Genomic DNA, 17,176 nt, shown 5'->3' on the forward strand with positions numbered 1-17,176 from the left:
GTTTTACTGCTCTCAAAGGAACCTCAAAACGAGGTTCTATATATAAGCTCTACTGGCTTAGTTCACTAGCACACTGTTGAGTTCTCAAGCAACACGCTTGGGATCGCGCCGCAAGCGGCCTTATCCCTAGCGATAATTCCTAGCAGTTTTTGTGGGACCGCCCACTCCATCGCCTGAGGCGAGAGCTTGGTTCGCGAGTCCCGGTCGGCCGCCCGGTTTCCCTGGCGACTTGGAGAACTTTACACGCCCGATCGGGGCCCGAAACAGGGGGGTACCTTAACCGCGAAACCCCAGGTCAAGCCCCTGTTTCGGGCCGAAAGCCCGATCAGCCGCGCAGGCGGACCCCGGACAGGTTCCGCTTGCCCTTGCGCACGACGAGCCACTGCCCGTGCAGCGCCCCGTCCAGCGACGGCTTCCACTCCTCGTCGGTCACCTTCACGTTGTTCACGTACGCCCCGCCTTCCTTGACGGTGCGACGCGCGGCGCCCTTGCTGTCGACAAGCCCGCCGGCCAGCAGGAGATCCACGATCGTCGGCTCGTCCGACACCTTGACCTCGCCCGAAGGCACCTCGGCCAGCGCGGCTTCCAGCGTCCGCGCGTCCAGCTCGGCCAGCTCACCGCGGCCGAACAGCGCGCCCGAAGCCGCGATGACCTGCCGCGTGTTCTCCTCGCCGTGCACCAGCGTGGTGAACTCTTCGGCCAGCCGCTTCTGCGCGGCACGCAGGTGCGGCCGCTCGGCGGTGTCCTGCTCGAGCGCGGCGATCTCCTCCTGCGAGAGGAACGAGAACATCCGCAGGTACCGGATGACGTCGGCGTCGCCCACGTTCACGAAGTACTGGAACCACGCGTACGGCGAGGTCATCTCCGGGTCGAGCCACAGGTTCCCGCCGCCGGTCGACTTGCCGAACTTGCGGCCTTCCGCGTCGGTGACCAGCGGTGCGGTCAGCGCGTGCACGCTCTCGCTCTTGACCCGGCGGATCAGGTCGACGCCGCCGACGAGGTTCCCCCACTGGTCGGACCCGCCGACCTGCAGCTTGCAGCCGTGCTTCTCGTTCAGCTTCAGGTAGTCCTGCGACTGCAGCAGCAGGTAGCTGAACTCGGTGTACGACATGCCGTCGGTCTCGAGACGGCGCTTCACCGTCTCCCGGTTCAGCATCGTGTTGACCGGGAAGTGCTTGCCGACGTCACGCAGGAACTCGAGCACGCTCTGCGGCCCGGTCCAGTCCAGGTTGTTCTCGATGATCGCGCCGTTCGACGGCAGGTCGAAGTCCACGAACCGCTCGAGCTGCCCGCGGATGCGCTCGGCCCACTCCCCCACCACGTCGAGCGTGTTGAGCGTGCGCTCGCCGGTGTCGCGCGGGTCGCCGATCATGCCGGTGGCGCCGCCCGCCAGCGCGATCGGCCGGTGCCCGGCGCGCTGGAACCGCGCGAGCATCAGCAACGGGACGAGGTTGCCGGCGTGCAGGCTGGGCGCGGTCGGGTCGAAGCCGCAATAGAGAGTGATCGGTCCCTGGTCGAGATCGCGGCGCAGCGCGTCGATGTCGGTGGACTGCGCGATCAGGCCGCGCCAGGACAGCTCGTCAAGGATGTGTTCACTCACGCCTTAGATCCTCGCGCACCTGGTCAAGCCGAAATCGACCGGGTGCGGCGCTTTCCACCTCTGCGGTACGTGGAGACCGCGGGCGAGCCATCGATCCAGAACCGCCACGGCGTGTCCATCGCCATCGCGACGCCGACCCGCGGCCCCGACTTGATCTGGGACTCCGGAACCTCGTCACCGGTGTACAGCCGCACGGGCGACGCCGGATCGAGCAGATCGGCGCCGTCCTGTGCCTTGTCGAGCCGCAAGGCCGAGGTCAGGATCGCCGGGCCTTTCGCCAGTTCGATCGGTCCGCGCGCGGTCGGCCTTCGCTTGCGCACGATGTCCGCACCGGACACCACTTCACCGGCTCGCAGCAGCACGGCGCCCGCGTGCCCGTCGAAACTGCCGACGACGTTCGCGCAGAAGTGCATGCCGTAGACGAAGTAGACGTAGAGGAACCCGGCCGGTCCCCACATGACCGCGTTGCGTGGCGTCTTGCCTCGATAGCAGTGCGACGCCGGGTCGTCTTGGCCGCGATAAGCCTCGACCTCGACGAGCCGGACGGCGACCGTGCCGTCGGGGCCGGTCGACTCGATCACCGAGCCGAGCAGGAGTTTCGCCAGGTCAACGGGATCTATCGAGAGCTCTTCGCGGGTGAACAACCTCACCGGCACTGCCAGGCCGCTGGCTCGCGGTTGACCTGCCCGGCGACGGTGTTGTCGTCGCCGACCGCCGTGACGTAGCCGTAGTCCCGCTCACCCATGGCGAGCTGGTCCACCGTCGCTTCGGAGTGCCGCCACACGGCGGGCCGCTGGCTGGGGCCGGTCCCGGTGCCCGTGGAGCCGATGATCAGCCCCGACGAGTTGATGCCGACGGCGGTGGTCCCGTTGGGCAGCTCGACCGGGGAGGACCCGTCCCAGTACAACGCGTGGGCATTCCCCTCCATCGGCGCGTCCGCGACAGGCGTGCTTTCCGTCTGCTCCACGGGCGGAAGCGCGTAGCCGACGACCTTGCCGCCGCGGATCGCGGTGGCCCTGGCGCCGTGCAGCCCGTCCGGGGTCGCGAGCGGCCGCAGCTCGCCGTTCACCCACAGCGCCGGCCCGTTCTCGTGGTTGAGCAGGATCGTGCCGTCGTCGTCGAGGTCGACGGCGTCGTAGCGGTCGCCGATGTCGAGCACCGACGGCACGCCCGAACGCCAGACCACCCTGCGGAGGGTGGCCTTGTCGGACACCGTGCCGAGAATGTCGCCACGCGCGTTGATCGCGGTGGCGTGCGATTCGGAATAGCCGTCCGGCAGCGGGAGCAGGTCGAACTTGCCGTTCTTGAGTGCGTACGCCCGGTTGGCACGGGCCTGCTCGTCGAGCGCCACTCCCACGATCGTGCCAGCGCCGTTCATGTCGGTCACCGTGGCGCCGCTCAGCCCAGGCGGGCTGCCGACCACGGTCATCGCGCCCTTCGACCAGGTCACCACGCCGGACCGGTCGCCGAAGCCCGCGTAACCGTCGTGCCCGTCGGCACCGGTGACCTGCACGAGGACGTCACCGGTTCCCGACGGCTTCGGCAGCTGCCGAACGGTCCAAGCGCAGTTCGCGGCGGCAGCCGCCACGGGCAGCTCACCGACGACGATCGCCGGTCCGGCTCCGGAGGCGATGCTCAAGACCACCAGGCCCGTGGTCATCGCGACGGCCGAGCGGGTGATCACTGACTTGCGCATGGCGAAGAGGGTAACGGTCTCCACTGACGGGTGATCGCCTAACCGAGCCATTCACGGATGCTCGAAACCCGCTCGACCAGCCGCGTCCGCTGTTCGGCTACACGATCGGGTGAGGTTCCGCCGCGCGAGTTCCGCGACCGGACCGAGCCTTCGACGGTGAGAACCTCACGGACCTGCGAGGTCAGTGCGGGATTGATTTTCTCGAACTCCTCGTCGGTCAGCTCGTCGAGACCGACGCCGCGCGCCTCGGCGACCCGCACGCTCTCCCCCGCCGCCTCGTGCGCGACGCGGAACGGCACGCCCTGGCGGACCAGCCACTCGGCGATGTCGGTGGCCAGCGTGAACCCGGCAGGCGCCAGCTCGGCGAGCCGCTCGGTGTGGAAGGTCAGCGTGCCGAGCATCCCGGCGAGCGCGGGGAACAGCAGCTCCAGCTGGTCGACGGAGTCGAAGACCGGCTCCTTGTCCTCCTGCAGGTCCCGGTTGTACGCCAGCGGCTGCGCCTTCAAGGTCGCCAGCAGCCCCGTGAGGTTGCCGATGAGACGGCCGGCCTTGCCGCGGGTCAGCTCCGCGACGTCGGGGTTCTTCTTCTGCGGCATGATCGAGCTGCCGGTCGCCCAGGCGTCGTCCAGCGTCACGTAGCCGAATTCGGCGGTGTTCCAGATGATCACCTCTTCGGCGATCCGCGACAGGTTCACCGCGAGCATGGTCACCGCGAACGCGAACTCGGCGGCGAAATCACGCGAAGCGGTGCCGTCGATGGAGTTGTCGACGCTGGTGTCGAAGCCCAGCTCGGCGGCGACGGACTCGGGGTCGAGTCCGAGCGACGAACCGGCCAAAGCGCCTGAGCCATAAGGGGATTCCGCGGTGCGGATGTCCCAGTCACGCAGACGGCCGACGTCACGCAGCAGCGCCTGGCAGTGCGCCTGGAGGTGGTGCGCGAGCAGCACCGGCTGTGCGTGCTGCAGGTGGGTGCGGCCGGGCATGATCGCGTCCGGATAGCGCTGTGCTTGGGAGACAAGGGCTTCCACGACATCCAGGGTCCCGGCGATGATCCGGCGGGCGGCGTCGCGCAGGAACATGCGGAACAGCGTGGCGACCTGGTCGTTGCGCGACCGGCCCGCCCGCAGCTTGCCGCCGAGCTCGGTGCCGGCGCGCTCGATCAGGCCACGCTCCAGCGCGGTGTGGACGTCTTCGTCGGCGAGCACCGGGGTGAACGCGCCGGACTCGACGTCGGCGGCGAGCGTGTCGAGCGCGGCGAGCATGCCGACCAGCTCGTCGTCGGTGAGCAGCCCGGCCTTGCGCAGCACGCGGGCGTGCGCACGCGAGCCCGCGATGTCGTACGGCGCGAGCCGCCAGTCGAAGTGGGTCGACAGGCTCAACGCCGCCATGGCTTCGGCGGGACCGCTGGCGAATCGCCCGCCCCACAACTGGATGCCGCTCAAGGTGCTCCCTTTCAAGAAGTGTGTTCGGACCGGTTCGCCCACGCGGTGAACCGTTCGGCCAGATCCTTGCCGGTCAGCGGCTCTCTGGCGATGACCGCGACCGTGTCGTCGCCCGCGATCGAGCCGACGACCTCTTCGAGCGCCGCCCTGTCGATGGCGCTGGCCAGGAACTGCGCCGCGCCCGGCGGGGTGCGCAGTACCGTCAGGTTCCCCGACGAGTCCACGGACACGAGCAGTTCGGCGAGCAGGCGGGACAGTCGCGAGGTGCCGCCCTGGACACCGCGGACCGGGCTGCCGTCCTCCGGGATCACGTAGATCGGAGCGCCCGAGTCCGCGCCGCGCAGCTTGACCGCGCCGAGTTCGTCGAGGTCACGCGACAGCGTCGCCTGGGTGACCTCGACCCCTTCGGCGGCGAGTAGCTTCGCCAGTTCCGTCTGGCTCCGAATGGCCATCGTGGACACCAGCTCCGAGATCCGCGCCTGCCTGCCAGCCCTGGTCATCGTCGTTCTGCCTCCTGGAACAGCCAGACGAGCAGCGCCTTCTGGGCGTGCAGGCGATTTTCCGCCTCGTCCCACACGGCGCTGGCGGGCCCGTCGATGACCTCGTCGGTGATCTCCCAGCCGCGGTGCGCTGGCAGGCAGTGCAACACGATCGCGTCGTCGGCCGCGCGGGCCAGCAACGTGGAGTTGATCTGCAGCTGCCGGAACGGGCCGACCCGGTCGAGGCCGTCGTTCTCCTGGCCCATCGAGGTCCAGGTGTCGGTGACCAGCACGTCGGCGCCGTCGACCGCGGCGTGCGGGTCGGTGAAGGACGTGATGCTGCCGCCGGTCTCGGCCGCGCGCTTCTTCGCGTCCAAGGTCACGCCCTGGTCCGGCTGGAAACCCTCCGGCGAGACGACGCGGACGTGCATGCCCGCGGTCGCGCCGCCGAGCAGGAATGAGTGGGCCATGTTGTTCGCGCCGTCGCCGAGGTAGGTGACGGTGACCCCGGCCAGCTTGCCCTTGCGCTCGCGGATGGTCTGCAGGTCGGTGAGCACCTGGCAGGGGTGGAACTCGTCGGTCAGCGCGTTGATCACCGGGATCCGGCTGACCGAGGCCATCGCGTCCATGCGCTTCTGCGCGAACGTCCGCCAGACGACGGCGTCGACGTAGCGCGACAGGACGCGGGAGGTGTCCTCGATCGTCTCCTCGCGGCCGAGCTGCATGGCGCGGCCGTCGACGATGATCGGGTGCCCGCCGAGCTGATGGATGCCGACGTCGAAGGACAGCCGGGTGCGCGTCGAATTCTTCTCGAAGATCGCGGCGACCGACTTGCCCTTGAGCGCCTGCGAGCTGTGCGGCTCGGCCTTCAGCTTGTCGGCGAGGTCGAGGATGTCCGCCTGCTCCTGCGGGGATAGGTCGTCGTCACGGAGGAAGTGCCTGGGCATCAAAGGTCCTTTGTGGTGGTTTCGAGCGCGTCGAGGAAGCCGTCGGCCTGCTCGGCGGACAGGGTCAGCGGGGGCGCCAGCCGGATCGTGTCGGGTTGGATCGGGTTGACGAGGTACCCGGCCTCCTGCATCGCCTGCGCGACGGTGGCGGAGACGGGCTTGCGCAGGCCGATGCCGATCAGCAGCCCGGCGCCTCGGACGCCCGCGACGAACGGGAGCTGCTCGGCGCGGGCCGCGATGTCCTTGCCCAGCGCGGAAACGTGGTCGAGCAGATCGTCTTTGATGATGGTCTTGATGACCGCGAGCCCGGCCGCGCAGCACACCGGGTTGCCGCCGAAGGTGGTGCCGTGGTGGCCGGGCTTCATCAGGTCCGCCGCCGCGCCGACGCCGATGGTGGCGCCGAGCGGGAGCCCGCCGCCGAGGCCCTTGGCCAGCGTGAACACGTCGGGGACGATCCCGGCCTGCTGGAAGGCGAACCAGGTGCCGAGGCGCCCGATCCCGGTCTGGACCTCGTCGAGGATGAGCAGCGCGCCGTTGTCCTTGGTGATGTCGCGCGCGGCCTGCAGGAAGCCGTCCGGAGCCGGGATGACCCCGCCCTCGCCGAGGATCGGCTCGATGATGACGGCCGCGGTTTCGGTGTCCACGGCGGCTTTCAGCGCGTCGACGTCGCCGAACGGCAGATGCGTGACACCGGGCACCAGCGGCTTGAACGGGTCGCGCTTGCCGGGCTGGCCGGTGAGCGTCAGCGCGCCCATCGTGCGGCCGTGGAACGCGCCGTCGAACGCGATGATCTTGGTGCGGCCGGTGAGCCTGCTGATCTTCAGCGCCGCCTCGTTGGCCTCCGCGCCGGAGTTCACGAAGAGCACCTTGGCGTTGCCCGCGAGGCTAGCGACGTCGACCAGCGCCTCGGCGAGTTCGACCGCGACCGGGTTCACGTACAGGTTCGAGACGTGCCCGAACTTCGCGATCTGCTCGCTGACCGCCTTGACGACCGCGGGGTGCGCCTGGCCGAGCGCGTTGGTGGCGATGCCGCCCACCAGGTCCACATAGGACTTTCCGTCGGCGTCCCACACCAGCGCGCCCTCACCTCGGACGAGGGTCAGCTGCGGGGTTCCGTAGTTGTCCATCAGCGCGGACTTCCAGTGCGCCTGGCCGTCTACATTGGACTCGATCATGGCAGCTCATCCTCCGGAAAAACCATTGTCCCGATCCCCCTCGACGTGAACACTTCCAGCAGCACGGAATGGGCCAGCCGTCCGTCGATCACGTGGGCGCGGCTGACCCCGCCTCGGACCGCGCGGACACAGGCCTCCATTTTCGGGATCATGCCGCTGGCCAGCCCGGGGAGCAGCTGCTCCAGCCGGTCCACCCGGATCCGGTCGACGAGCGAGGACCGGTCGGGCCAGTTCGCGTACAGGCCTTCGACGTCGGTGAGCACGACGAGCTTCTCGGCGCCGAGCGCGGCGGCCAGCGCGCCTGCCGCGGTGTCGGCGTTGACGTTGTGGACGGTGCCGTCGATGTCGGGGGCCACGGTGGACACCACGGGGATCCGGCCTGCGTTGACGATGTCGAGCACCGCGTCCGGGTTGACCGTGGCGACCTCGCCGACCAGCCCGATGTCGACGGCCTCGCCGTTGACCGTGGCCTGCTTGCGCTCGGCGGTGAACAGCTGCGCGTCCTCGCCGGAGATGCCGACGGCGTACGGGCCGTGCTTGTTGATCAGCCCGACCAGCTCCCGGCTGACCTGGCCGACCAGGACCATCCGGACGATGTCCATCGTCTCCGGGGTGGTGACGCGCAGGCCGCCCTTGAACTCGCCTTCGATGCCGAGCCTGGTCAGCATCGAGGTGATCTGCGGGCCGCCGCCGTGCACCACGACCGGCTTCAGCCCGGCGAGCCGCAGGAAGACCATGTCCTCGGCGAACGCCTGCTTGAGCTCGTCGTCGATCATCGCGTTGCCGCCGTACTTCACGACGACCGTCGCGCCGTGGAACCGCTGCAGCCAGGGCAGCGCCTCGATCAGCACGCCCGCTTTTTCGGCGGCCAGCGCGAGCCGCTCGTCTGCGGGGATCAGTGATTCGGAAGGGCTCATGAGGAGTACGCGCTGTTCTCTTCGACGTAGCCGTGCGACAGGTCGGTGGTGAAGATGGTGGCCTCGTGCTCGCCGACGCCGAGGTCGATGACGATGTCGATGTGGCGGCCGGTCAGGTCGGCCTCGGAGCGGTCCTGCGCGGTGGTGCCGTTCGCGAACAGGGTCGCGCCGTTGATCGCGATCGACAGCGTCTCCGGGGCGATGTGCGCCTGCGCGCGGCCGAGCGCCATGGCGATCCGGCCCCAGTTCGGGTCCGAGCCGAAGAGCGCGGTCTTGACCAGGTTGTCCTCGGCGACCGTGCGGCCGACGGCGACGGCGTCCGCTTCGGACCGCGCGCCCTTGACCGTCAGGTCGACCTCCTTGGTCGCGCCCTCGGAGTCCGCGCGCAGCTGCATGACCAGGTCGTGGCTGACCTCGGTGAGCATGGCCACGAGGTCGGCGTCCGACGGCTCGACGCCGCTGGCGCCGGAGGCGAGCACGAGCACGGTGTCGTTGGTGGACGTGCCGCCGTCGACGTCGAGCCGGTCGAAGGTGACCTTCGTGGCCGCGCGCAGCGCGCTGTCGAGCGCGTCCTTGGTGACCACGGCGTCGGTGGTGAGCACGCTGAGCATGGTGGCGAGGTTCGGCGCGAGCATGCCGGCGCCCTTCGCGAAGCCGCCGACGCTCCAGCCGTCGCGGTGCGCCTTGAACGCCTGCTTGGGCTTGCTGTCGGTGGTCATCACGGCGGTCGCGGCGTTGAGGCTCGCCGCTTCGGAGGCTTCGAGCGCCTTGGCGGCGATGTCCACCCCGGACAGCACCGCGTCCATCGGCAGCCGCTCCCCGATCAGGCCGGTGGAGCAGACGGCGACCTCGATCGCGCCTGCCTCGAGCACCTCGGCGACCTTCTCCGCGGTGGCGTGCGTGTCCTGGAAGCCGAGCGGGCCGGTCGCCGCGTTGGCGCCGCCGGAGTTCAGCACGACCGCCTTGAGCCGCTGCTGCTTGAGCACCTCCTGCGACCAGAGCACGGGCGCGGCCTTGATGACGTTGCGGGTGAACACGCCGGCGGCCACGTCGAGAGGCCCGTCGTTGACTACGAGCGCGAGGTCGAGCGCACCCGCCTTGATCCCGGCGGCCACCCCCGCCGCGCGGAATCCCTGGGGACCGGTGACGGTCATGGTGCGACTCCTACCGTGGAAAGGCCGATGGTTTCTTCGAAGCCGAGTGCGATGTTCATGGACTGGATCGCGCCGCCCGCGGTCCCCTTGGTCAGGTTGTCGATGGCGGCGACCACGACGAGCCTGTTCGCGAGCGCGTCGACGGCGACCTGGAGCTGGACGTTGTTGGAGCCGAGCGTCGCGGCCGTGGTCGGCCACATGCCCTCGGGCAGCACCTGCACGAACGGCTCGCCGTCGTAGAACTTCTGATAGAGCTCGTAGACATCGGCGGCCCGGCGCAGCGGCGCGCTGGCGGTGGTCAGGATGCCGCGGGACATCGGCGCGAGCACGGGCGTGAACGACACGGTGACCGCTTCGCCCGCGATGGCGCCGAGGTTCTGCATGAGTTCCGGGGTGTGCCGGTGCGCTCCCCCGACGCCGTACGCGCTGGCCGAGCCCATGACCTCGGAGCCCAGCAGGTTCGGCTTGAGCGCCTTGCCCGCTCCGGACGTTCCGGTCACCGAAACCACGGTCACGTCCGGCTCGATGATCTTCTCGGCGAACGCGGGCGCCAGCGCGAGCGAGCCGCCGGTCGGGAAGCAGCCGGGCACCGCGATGCGCTTGGTGTTCTTCAGCTTCTCGCGCGCGCCGGGCAGCTCGGGCAGCCCGTACGGCCACTGGCCCGCGTGGTCGCCGCCGTACCAGCGCGCCCAGTCGCCGGCATCGGCCAGGCGGTGGTCGGCACCGAGGTCGACGACGAGCGTCTCCGGCCCGAGCTGCGCGGCGATCTCGGCCGAATGGCCGTGCGGCAGTGCGAGGAAGACGACATCGTGCCCGGCGAGTGTGTCCTTCGTGGTCTCCTGGAGCACGCGGCCCGCGAGCGGGACCAGGTGCGGCTGGTGCGCGGCGAGCTTCGTGCCCGCGCTGCTGGCCGCCGTGAGCGCGCCGATCTCGACCTCGGGGTGCGTCAGTAGCAGGCGCAGCAGCTCCCCGCCCGCGTACCCGCTCGCCCCGGCCACCGCGATCTTCACCGTCATACGAATGATTATGCATACCCATGCAAACTCAATCAAACCGGGGTCCGCCACCGAGAGTGCGCGCCCCGGACCGCAGACCACTCGGATGGAGGAACACCGGGAGCGTCCGGGTCTGGCATTAATGGGCTGATGGGGATAGGCGAGGTGTGGCAGGTAGGCGCGCTCGAAATGTCCGTCCAGCACTGCGATTCCGATTCGTGGCGCCTGGTCGTGGAAATCGGCCGCAATCCCGAACTCGCGGACAAATTGTCCCGCTCATTGGGGCTGCGTCCCATGCCGACTCAAAGAGGCATTCCCGCAGGTGGAAGCCCGATGCCCTGGGTGTTGTCCGGCCGTTCGGAGTCCGCGGTGCGTGAATACGCGGGAAAACTCCGTGCTCATATCGGTGCAACCGCCGATCCGCAAAATGTGGCCTGCACATTGGCGTCCAGCCGCCCCTTCGAATATCGCGCCTCGATCGTCGCCGAGGGCACCGGGAAACTGCTCGAGGAACTCACGGCGGTCGCGGACGGGCGCACGCCGGTGACCCGGGCGGCGTTCAGCCCGATCGCCTACCTGTTCACCAGCCGCGCCGCCGACCCGGCCCGCACGGTCGACCTGCTGAGCGCGCGCTACCCCGTGTTCGCCGAGACCGCGGCCGACCTGCGGTCGCGTGTGGACGACGACGTGTTCGTGCTCGAACTCGCGCTCGTGCGGTTGTTCGGGCATTGGGGCGTGCGGCCGGACGTCGTGGTTGGCAAGTCCGTCGGCGCGCTGGCCGCGGCGTACGTCGCGGGCGTGCTGACGCTCGGCGACGCGTGCGCGCTGGTGTCCGCCTACCGGGGCGGGATCTTCGACAAGGTGCTCGAGACGGTCACGCTGCGGCCGCCGGTCCTGCCGATCGTCATCGGCGGGGACGTCACGTCGCCGGAGTTCTGGGCGTCGCACATGGCCTCGCCGCCCCGGATGTTCGGCAGCATCTTCGCGCTCGCGGACGACGGGGTTTCGACGTTCGCCGAGGTCGGCGCGGACGGCGTGCTGTCCGAACTCGGGCAGGACTGCGTGCCCGCCGCCGAGTTCGCGCCGCTGGTGCGCGGCGGCCAGGAGTACCGGTCAGTGGTCAGCACGCTGGCGTGGCTGCACGAGCGCGGGGTCGCGGTCGACTGGCCCGCGTTCTTCGGCGAGTGCGAACCGGTCGACCTGCCGCCGAGGCCGTGGCGCCAGCCGATCGCCGTGCCCGCGCCGGACGGCCCGCTGCGGCTCGACGCGCCGACCAGGCAGGTCCGGCTGCACGACCGGCTCATCGCGGTCACGCGCAAGGAGTTCGACCTGCTGCGGCTGCTGTCGTCGCGCCGCGGCTGTGTCGTGCCGCGCAAGGAGATCATGCTGGAGGTGTGGGGCGACGAGACCGATCTCGGCCGCACGCTGGACACCCATGTGAACAGCCTGCGCCGCAAGCTCGGCTCCAGCGACTGGATCGTGACGGTCCGCGGGGTCGGCTTCCGCCTGGGCCAGGCCTGATTTGACATTCCTCTGACATGTTTCGACATGGTCCGCCAAAGACTTGCCGGAATTTGACGGACGACGCGTTGCCCGCACCCGTGACCGCGTGGAAATTTGAATTCACTGGGGTTTCCGAGCGGCAAGGGTGGGCGGATGCGAGTTGTCGTCGTTGGCGCGGGCCCAGCCGGTTTGATGCTGGCCGGTGAACTCCGGCTCGGCGGCGCCGAAGTCGTGGTGCTGGAGAAACTCCCGGAGCCGACCGGGGAATCGCGCGGGCTGAATTTGACCGCGCGGACCATGGAGGTTTTCGATCAGCGGGGCATTCTCCCGTTGTTCGGGAAACTCAAGACCTCTCCCGGTGGGCATTTCGGCGGGCTGCCGGTGGATTTCGGCGTGCTCGACGGCGCGCATCACGGCGCGTACGGCGTCACCCAGGCGCGCACCGAGGCCGTGCTCACCCAGTGGGCCACCTCGCTGGGTGCGGACATCCGGCGCGGCCAGGAAGTCGTCTGGCTCTCGGAAGCCGACGACGGCGTCGAGGTCGAGACCACCTCGGGCAAGCTGCGCGCGGAGTACGTCGTCGGCTGCGACGGCGGCCGCAGTCTCGTCCGGACACTCGCGGGCATCGGCTTCGAAGGCCGTGAGGCCACCCGTGAGCTGATGCTCGCCGACGTCGAAGGCTGCGCGCTCGAACCCCGGATGATCGGCCGGTCGCTGCCGCTGGGCATGGTGATCGTCGGCCCGATCAGCGAGGGCGTCGACCGCGTCATCCTCTGTGAACGCGGCGCGCCGCCGAGACGGCGGACCGAGCCGCCGAGCTTCGCCGAGTTCGCGCGGACCTGGCATCGGCTGACCGGCGAGGACATCTCCCACGGCCGTCCACAGTGGATCAGCGCGTTCGGCGACCCGGCCAAGCTGGCCACCACCTACCGCAAGGGCCGGATCCTGATCGCGGGCGACGCGGCGCACGTCCACCTGCCCGCCGGTGGCCAGGGCCTGAACGTCAGCGTGCAGGACGCGGTCAACCTCGGCTGGAAGCTCGCCGCGCAGGTCACCGGCTGGGCGCCGCCAGGGCTGCTCGACACCTACCACGCGGAACGGCACCCGGTCGGACAGCGGCTGCTGGTCAACTCGTCCGCGCAGGGCACGGTCCTGATGGGCGACGACACCATCCAGCCGGTGCGCGACGTCCTCACCGACCTGATCGCCCACGACGAGGTCACCCGGCATCTGGCGGGCATGGTCACCGGGCTGGACCTGCGCTACGACGTCGGCCCCGGCGAACATCCCCTGCTGGGTAAGCGCTTGCCGCGCGTGGAACTCGACGGCGCGCCGGACACGGCCGAGCTGCTGCACCCGGCGCGTGGCCTGTTGCTCGACCTCTCGGACGACGTCGAATTACGCCGGGCCGCGAGACCGTGGCGGGACCGGGTCGACGTTGTCACGGCGTCGGCGAAGGGCCTGCCCGCCAAGACCGAAGCCTTGCTCGTCCGGCCCGACGGCCATGTGGCCTGGGCCGGCGAAGAAGACCTGACCGCCGCACTGCGACGTTGGTTTGGAGAACCGCGATGAGGACACTGATCGTGGCGCGGATGGCGCCCGGCTCCGGCGAGGACGTCGCCGGCATCTTCGAGGAGTTCGACCGCACCGAGATGCCCGGCCTCATGGGCACCAAGCGCCGGGAGCTCTTCTCCTACCAGGGTTTGTACTTCCATCTGCAGGACTTCGAGGGCGACGGGCCGAAGTCGATCGAGCAGGCACGCGCGCATCCGCTGTTCGTGGCAGTGAGCGCCGACCTGAAGCCGCACATCACGCCGTTCGACCCGGACACCTGGCGCTCGCCTGCCGACGCGCTGGCCACCTCCTTCTATCACTGGGAGGCGCCGTGACCCGCCGGGTCGTGGTGACCGGGATGGGCGTGCTCGCGCCGGGCGGCGTCGGCGTCAAGCCGTTCTGGACGCTGCTCACCGACGGCCGCACGGCCACCCGCCGGATCTCGACGTTCGATCCGTCGCCGTTCCGCTCACAGGTCGCGGCCGAGGTCGACTTCGATCCGGGCGCGCACGGGCTCGGAGCGCAGGACGTCCGGCGGATGGACCGGATGACCCAGTTCGCGGTGGTGGCCGCCCGCGAGGCACTGGCCGACAGCGGGCTGTCCACTGTGGACCCCGAGCGCACCGGGGTGGCGCTCGGCACCGCGGTCGGCGCGACGATGACGCTCGACTCCGAATACCGGGCGGTCAGCGACGACGGCAAGCAGTGGCTGGTCGATCCGGAGTACGCGGCGCGCCATCTCTACGGTGCGTTCGCGCCGAGTTCGGCGGCCGCGGAGGTCGCGACGGCGCTCGGCGCGCAAGGACCGGCCGCGGTGGTGTCCACCGGCTGCACCTCGGGGATCGACTCGGTCGGGCACGCCTGGCAGCTGATCCGCGAGGGCTCGGCCGACGTGATGATCGCAGGTGCCGCCGACGCGCCGATCTCACCGATCACGGTCGCCTGCTTCGACGCGATCAAGGCGACCACCCCGCGCAACGACGAGCCCGAGCAGGCGTCGCGGCCGTTCGACCGCTCGCGCAACGGCTTCGTGCTCGGCGAGGGCGCGGCGGTGTTCATCCTGGAGGAAGCCGAACACGCGCGCCGCCGCATGGCCGACTGCTACGGCGAGATCACCGGCTACGCGAGCCGCAGCAACGCGTTCCACATGACCGGACTGCGGCCCGACGGCACCGAGATGGCCGCGGCGATCCGGCAGGCGCTCGACATCTCGAAGCTGGATCCGTCCGATGTGGACTATGTCAACGCGCATGGCTCCGGCACGCAGCAGAACGACGTGCACGAGACCGCGGCGGTCAAGCTGGCGCTCGGTGAGCACGCGTACCGGACGCCGATGAGCGGGATCAAGTCGATGGTCGGGCATTCGCTCGGCGCGATCGGCTCGATCGAGATCGCGGCCTGCCTGCTCGCGAGGCGCTACGGCATCGTGCCGCCGACCGCGAACCTGCACGAGCCCGATCCGCGCTGCGACCTGGACTACGTTCCGCTGACCGCGCGCGAACACCGAGTCGACACCGCGCTGACCGTCGGCAGCGGGTTCGGCGGGTTCCAGAGCGCGATGGTGCTCGCATGAAGACGATCGTGACCGGGCTGTCGGTCGCCGCGCCGAACGGGCTCGGCGTCGAGGACTACTGGTCGGCGACACTCGCCGGGCGTGGCGGGATCGGGCGGCTCACCCGGTTCGACCCGTCGCGGTACGCGGCGACGCTCGCGGGCGAGGTGACCGGGTTCGACGCGGCCGAGCACCTGCCGGGCAGGCTGCTCCCCCAGACCGATCCGATGACCAGGCTGTCACTGGCGAGTGCGGCCTGGGCGCTCGAAGACGCGGGTATCGAGGAGACCGGCGGCGGCGGGGTGGTCACCGCGAGCACCGGCGGCGGGTTCGAGTTCGGCCAGCGTGAACTGGGCAACCTGTGGAGCAAAGGGCCCAAGCACGTCAGCGCGTACCAGTCGTTCGCCTGGTTCTACGCGGTGAACTCCGGGCAGATCTCGATCCGCGAGGGGCTGCGCGGGCCGTCGAGTGTGCTCGTCTCGGACCAGGCGGGCGGGCTCGACGCGCTCGGCCACGCGCGCAGGCAGATCCGCGGCGGCACGCCGTTCGTGGTCTCCGGCGCGGTCGACGGCGCGCTCTGCCCGTGGGGGTGGGTGTCGCTGCTGGCGAGCGGGCGGGTGAGCACGTCGGCCGATCCCGAGCGCGCGTACCTGCCGTTCGACACCGGCGCGGCGGGTCACGTGCCCGGCGAGGGCGGCGCGATTCTCGTGCTGGAGAGCGAAGAAACGGCCGGTGAGCGCGGATATGGCGAGCTCGCCGGGTATGCGGCGACGTTCGGCGTGGACGCTTACCGGCGGGTGATCGAGCTGGCTTTGGCCGACGCCGGTGAGTCCACAGTGGACGTGGTGTTCGCCGACGCGGCGGCCGTGCCCGAGCTGGACCTGGCCGAGGCCGAGGCCATCACCGCCGTGCTCGGCACGGTGCCGGTGACCGCGCCCAAGACGATGACCGGGCGGCTCTACGCGGGCGGTGGCGCGCTCGACGTGGCGTCGGCGCTGCTGGCCATCCGCGATGGCGTCATCCCGCCGACGACCAATGTCACCAACGCGTACGACCTGGACCTGGTCACCATGCCGAGGCCCGCGCCCCTGCGCACCGCGCTGGTGCTCGCGCGCGGCCAAGGCGGTTTCAACTCGGCGATCCTGCTGCGACGAAAGGATTGAACAGTGCTCACCTTGGACGAGCTGCTGCTGATATTGACCGACTGCGCGGGCTCGCCGGAGCCGGTCAGCGGTGCGGTGATCGACGCCGAGTTCGCCGATCTCGGGTACGACTCGGTCGCGCTGATCGAGGCCACCGGACGGCTTTCGCGCGACCACGGCGTCGAACTCGACGACGACGCCACCGCGACCGCCCGTACCCCGCGCGCGCTGCTGGAGCTGATCAACCATGGCTAGGACCGCGCTCGTCACCGGCGCCACCAGCGGGATCGGCCTCGCCGTCGCCAAGCAGCTCGCCGAAGCCGGGCATCAGGTGTTCCTCTGCGCCCGCAACGACGTCTCGCCGACCGTCAAGCAGCTGCGCGCGGACGGCTTCGAGGTCGACGGGACCGAATGCGACGTCCGGTCCGAGACGGACGTCCAGGCGTTCGTGCAGGCAGCGGTCGACCGGTACGGCCCGGTGGACATCCTGGTCAACAACGCGGGCCGCAGTGGCGGCGGGGTCACCGCCGATCTGGTCGACGAGCTGTGGTTCGACGTGATCGACACCAACCTGCACGGGGTGTTCCGGATGACCCGCGCGGTGCTCAACACCGGCGGGCTGCGGCACCGGCCGTGGGGGCGGATCGTGAACATCGCGTCGACCGCGGGCAAGCAGGGCGTGGTGCTGGGCGCGCCGTATTCGGCGTCGAAGCACGCGGTCGTCGGGTTCACCAAGTCATTGGGCAACGAGCTGGGAAAGACGGGGATCACGGTCAACGCGGTCTGCCCTGGTTACGTCGAAACGCCGATGGCGCAGCGGGTCCGGCAGGGTTACGCGGCCGCGTGGGACATCAGCGAGGACGAGGTGCTCGACCGGTTCCAGGCCAAGATCCCGCTCGGCCGGTACAGCACCCCGGAGGAGGTCGCCGGCCTGGTCGGCTACCTCGTCTCGGACCCGGCCGGCTCGATCACCGCGCAGGCGCTGAACGTCTGCGGCGGCCTCGGCAACTTCTGAAGGAG

Annotated in this window: 17 protein-coding genes; 7 read left to right on the forward strand and 10 right to left on the reverse strand. The window is 69.9% G+C overall.

Translation table 11 applies throughout. The features are described from left to right. Positions 1-325: 325 nt before the first annotated feature. From tyrS to argC, 10 genes are read right to left on the reverse strand one after another with little or no spacing between them, the layout of a single operon-like run. Positions 326-1,600 carry a tyrosine--tRNA ligase gene (gene tyrS / locus BLV57_RS37815; protein WP_091298190.1) on the reverse strand — a complete coding sequence of 425 codons (1,275 nt, stop codon included), beginning with the start codon at positions 1,598-1,600 and terminating at the stop codon, positions 326-328. A gap of 23 nt (positions 1,601-1,623) precedes the next feature. Next, positions 1,624-2,250: a DNA-3-methyladenine glycosylase gene (locus BLV57_RS37820; RefSeq protein WP_425426076.1), complete on the reverse strand. Its 627-nt coding sequence runs from the start codon at positions 2,248-2,250 to the stop codon at positions 1,624-1,626. After that, complete coding sequence (locus BLV57_RS37825; RefSeq protein ID WP_091298195.1) at positions 2,247-3,296, reverse strand: hypothetical protein; 1,050 nt, start codon at positions 3,294-3,296, stop codon at positions 2,247-2,249. Before BLV57_RS37825 ends, BLV57_RS37820 begins: the two co-directional genes overlap by 4 nt. Before the next feature lie 38 nt (positions 3,297-3,334). Beyond that, positions 3,335-4,729, reverse strand: coding sequence for an argininosuccinate lyase (argH, locus tag BLV57_RS37830; RefSeq protein ID WP_176969000.1), 1,395 nt, complete (start codon positions 4,727-4,729; stop codon positions 3,335-3,337). 20 nt (positions 4,730-4,749) lie between these two features. Continuing rightward, on the reverse strand, positions 4,750-5,238 hold the full coding sequence (locus BLV57_RS37835; RefSeq protein WP_091298200.1) for an arginine repressor: 489 nt from the start codon (positions 5,236-5,238) through the stop codon (positions 4,750-4,752). Further along, positions 5,235-6,164: an ornithine carbamoyltransferase gene (gene argF, locus BLV57_RS37840; RefSeq protein WP_091298201.1), complete on the reverse strand. Its 930-nt coding sequence runs from the start codon at positions 6,162-6,164 to the stop codon at positions 5,235-5,237. Before argF ends, BLV57_RS37835 begins: the two co-directional genes overlap by 4 nt. Further along, complete coding sequence (locus tag BLV57_RS37845; RefSeq protein WP_091298204.1) at positions 6,164-7,339, reverse strand: acetylornithine transaminase; 1,176 nt, start codon at positions 7,337-7,339, stop codon at positions 6,164-6,166. The genes argF and BLV57_RS37845 overlap by 1 nt, the downstream gene beginning before the upstream one ends. Continuing rightward, a complete protein-coding gene (argB, locus tag BLV57_RS37850) occupies positions 7,336-8,256 on the reverse strand; it encodes an acetylglutamate kinase (RefSeq protein ID WP_091298206.1) in 921 nt (306 codons plus the stop codon). Before argB ends, BLV57_RS37845 begins: the two co-directional genes overlap by 4 nt. Then, a complete protein-coding gene (argJ, locus tag BLV57_RS37855) occupies positions 8,253-9,410 on the reverse strand; it encodes a bifunctional glutamate N-acetyltransferase/amino-acid acetyltransferase ArgJ (RefSeq protein WP_091298209.1) in 1,158 nt (385 codons plus the stop codon). The genes argB and argJ overlap by 4 nt, the downstream gene beginning before the upstream one ends. After that, complete coding sequence (argC, locus tag BLV57_RS37860; protein WP_091298211.1) at positions 9,407-10,426, reverse strand: N-acetyl-gamma-glutamyl-phosphate reductase; 1,020 nt, start codon at positions 10,424-10,426, stop codon at positions 9,407-9,409. The genes argJ and argC overlap by 4 nt, the downstream gene beginning before the upstream one ends. A 420-nt stretch (positions 10,427-10,846) precedes the next feature. On the opposite strand from argC, the gene BLV57_RS44105 reads away from it, so the two are divergent. The 7 genes from BLV57_RS44105 to fabG all read left to right on the forward strand — a co-directional run bounded on the left by BLV57_RS44105 (position 10,847) and on the right by fabG (position 17,171). Beyond that, the gene (locus BLV57_RS44105) at positions 10,847-11,926 is read left to right on the forward strand and encodes a winged helix-turn-helix domain-containing protein (RefSeq protein ID WP_245757680.1); all 1,080 of its coding nucleotides are present in this window, start codon (positions 10,847-10,849) and stop codon (positions 11,924-11,926) included. A gap of 135 nt (positions 11,927-12,061) precedes the next feature. After that, positions 12,062-13,480: an FAD-dependent monooxygenase gene (locus tag BLV57_RS37870; protein ID WP_091298213.1), complete on the forward strand. Its 1,419-nt coding sequence runs from the start codon at positions 12,062-12,064 to the stop codon at positions 13,478-13,480. Beyond that, a complete protein-coding gene (locus tag BLV57_RS37875) occupies positions 13,477-13,797 on the forward strand; it encodes a TcmI family type II polyketide cyclase (RefSeq protein ID WP_091298657.1) in 321 nt (106 codons plus the stop codon). The genes BLV57_RS37870 and BLV57_RS37875 overlap by 4 nt, the downstream gene beginning before the upstream one ends. After that, positions 13,794-15,035: a beta-ketoacyl-[acyl-carrier-protein] synthase family protein gene (locus BLV57_RS37880; protein ID WP_281244469.1), complete on the forward strand. Its 1,242-nt coding sequence runs from the start codon at positions 13,794-13,796 to the stop codon at positions 15,033-15,035. Before BLV57_RS37875 ends, BLV57_RS37880 begins: the two co-directional genes overlap by 4 nt. Next, a complete protein-coding gene (locus tag BLV57_RS37885; RefSeq protein ID WP_091298216.1) occupies positions 15,032-16,177 on the forward strand; it encodes a ketosynthase chain-length factor in 1,146 nt (381 codons plus the stop codon). Before BLV57_RS37880 ends, BLV57_RS37885 begins: the two co-directional genes overlap by 4 nt. Positions 16,178-16,180: 3 nt before the next feature. Then, a complete protein-coding gene (locus tag BLV57_RS37890; RefSeq protein WP_091298219.1) occupies positions 16,181-16,411 on the forward strand; it encodes an acyl carrier protein in 231 nt (76 codons plus the stop codon). After that, entirely contained in the window at positions 16,404-17,171 is a 768-nt protein-coding gene (fabG, locus tag BLV57_RS37895) for a 3-oxoacyl-ACP reductase FabG (RefSeq protein ID WP_091298222.1), read from the forward strand. Before BLV57_RS37890 ends, fabG begins: the two co-directional genes overlap by 8 nt. Positions 17,172-17,176 lie beyond the last annotated feature (5 nt).

Source organism: Amycolatopsis xylanica (assembly GCF_900107045.1).
Lineage (GTDB): Bacteria > Actinomycetota > Actinomycetes > Mycobacteriales > Pseudonocardiaceae > Amycolatopsis > Amycolatopsis xylanica.

What these genes read in the sequence shown, in the direction of transcription:
- BLV57_RS37835 (WP_091298200.1), bottom strand. Translation starts at nt 5,238, where the DNA reads ATGACCAGGGCTGGCAGGCAGGCGCGGATCTCGGAGCTGGTGTCCACG.
- BLV57_RS37825 (WP_091298195.1), bottom strand. Translation starts at nt 3,296, where the DNA reads ATGCGCAAGTCAGTGATCACCCGCTCGGCCGTCGCGATGACCACGGGC.
- argJ (WP_091298209.1), bottom strand. Translation starts at nt 9,410, where the DNA reads ATGACCGTCACCGGTCCCCAGGGATTCCGCGCGGCGGGGGTGGCCGCC.
- BLV57_RS37885 (WP_091298216.1), top strand. Translation starts at nt 15,032, where the DNA reads ATGAAGACGATCGTGACCGGGCTGTCGGTCGCCGCGCCGAACGGGCTC.
- argC (WP_091298211.1), bottom strand. Translation starts at nt 10,426, where the DNA reads ATGACGGTGAAGATCGCGGTGGCCGGGGCGAGCGGGTACGCGGGCGGG.
- BLV57_RS37845 (WP_091298204.1), bottom strand. Translation starts at nt 7,339, where the DNA reads ATGATCGAGTCCAATGTAGACGGCCAGGCGCACTGGAAGTCCGCGCTG.
- BLV57_RS37875 (WP_091298657.1), top strand. Translation starts at nt 13,477, where the DNA reads ATGAGGACACTGATCGTGGCGCGGATGGCGCCCGGCTCCGGCGAGGAC.
- argF (WP_091298201.1), bottom strand. Translation starts at nt 6,164, where the DNA reads ATGCCCAGGCACTTCCTCCGTGACGACGACCTATCCCCGCAGGAGCAG.
- fabG (WP_091298222.1), top strand. Translation starts at nt 16,404, where the DNA reads ATGGCTAGGACCGCGCTCGTCACCGGCGCCACCAGCGGGATCGGCCTC.
- BLV57_RS37870 (WP_091298213.1), top strand. Translation starts at nt 12,062, where the DNA reads ATGCGAGTTGTCGTCGTTGGCGCGGGCCCAGCCGGTTTGATGCTGGCC.
- argB (WP_091298206.1), bottom strand. Translation starts at nt 8,256, where the DNA reads ATGAGCCCTTCCGAATCACTGATCCCCGCAGACGAGCGGCTCGCGCTG.